Source organism: Kitasatospora sp. NPDC101176 (assembly GCF_044768035.1).
Classification (GTDB): domain Bacteria; phylum Actinomycetota; class Actinomycetes; order Streptomycetales; family Streptomycetaceae; genus Kitasatospora.
In genome coordinates, this window is record NZ_JBIWPA010000076.1 from 1 (window position 1) to 1,080 (window position 1,080).

Here is a 1,080-nt window from a genome sequence, read left to right on the forward strand (position 1 = left end):
GTCATGACGGCTTCGGTGCGCAGGGGGTTGATCTCGGAGACGGCGCCGACGAGCGTGGTCTTGCCGACACCGAAGCCGCCCGCGACGACGATCTTCGCGGAGGTGGTGGCGCGGGTGGGGGCGGCCGCGTTAGAGCTTGCGAAGTCCACTGAGGACCCTTTCGAGCAGCGTGACGTCGGGCTGGTTTCCGGATTCGCCGCCGGAAGCGGGCTGGTGGATGGCGACCAGGCCGGCCTCGGCCAGGTCGGCCACGAGGATGCGGGCCACTCCCAGGGGAAGCGAGAGCAGCGCCGACACCTCCGCGACGGATTTGACCTCCGTGCACAGCGTGCAGATCCGCTGGTGCTCGGGGAGCAGGGTGGCCAGCCGCTGCGGGTCGACGTCGGCGGAGACGAGGGCCTCCAGCGCGAGCTCGTAGCGCGGTCTGGTGCGGCCGCCGGTCATCGCGAAGGGCCGGATCAGCGGGCCGGAGTCGGTCTCGTCCTCGAACTCCTCGACGTGCCCGGGCTCCTGGGCCGGCTGGTAGCCGGGGGCCGGTTCGGGCGTCGGGACCGGCGGGCCGGGCTGCGGCGTGCCGTAGGAGGGCTGCGGCTGTCCGTAGGGGCCGGGCTGGCCCCACGGCCCCTGCCGGCCCTGCGGGTCGTATTGTTCCTGCCGGCCGTACGGGTGCTGGGGCTGCCCGTACTGGTGCTGGTCGTACTGCTCGGCGTGCTGCGGCCGGCCGTACTGCTGACCGTGGCCGACGCCAGGTGCTCCGAAGGCGTCATGGCCTGTGCCGGGGTACGGAACGCCGTACTGGCCGCTACGGTCGTCGGGCGGTGTCACGGTTCCTCTCCTCACAGGGTGCGGCGGTGCGGTGCGAGCTTCGGCGCAGGTCCGGAGCCGGTGGTGCGAAGGCCGTACAACGTCCGAACCCGAGCCCGCCGAAGCGGGCCCGGGAGGGACGCGGAGGTACTTCGAATACCTGGACGGTATCCGACGAACCGTCAGTGCAGGAGACTGCCCTGGAGTTCCGCGCGGAGTGCGGGGGTGAGGACGGCGCCGGCGCGGTCGACGAGCAGGGCCATCTCGTAGCCGACG

The 1,080-nt window shown here is 72.2% G+C and carries 1 protein-coding gene and 2 pseudogenes; all 3 read right to left on the minus strand.

Annotation, left to right across the window (positions count from 1 at the left end):
- Positions 1–149 (minus strand): annotated as a pseudogene (locus ACIRS1_RS38470) (ATP-binding protein); the annotation flags it as partial.
- Positions 130–825, minus strand: coding sequence for a DUF742 domain-containing protein (locus ACIRS1_RS38475; RefSeq protein WP_360223521.1), 696 nt, complete (start codon positions 823–825; stop codon positions 130–132). The gene ACIRS1_RS38475 and the pseudogene ACIRS1_RS38470, both read right to left, overlap by 20 nt.
- Before the next feature lie 161 nt (positions 826–986).
- A pseudogene (locus ACIRS1_RS38480) lies at positions 987–1,080 on the minus strand (roadblock/LC7 domain-containing protein); the annotation flags it as partial.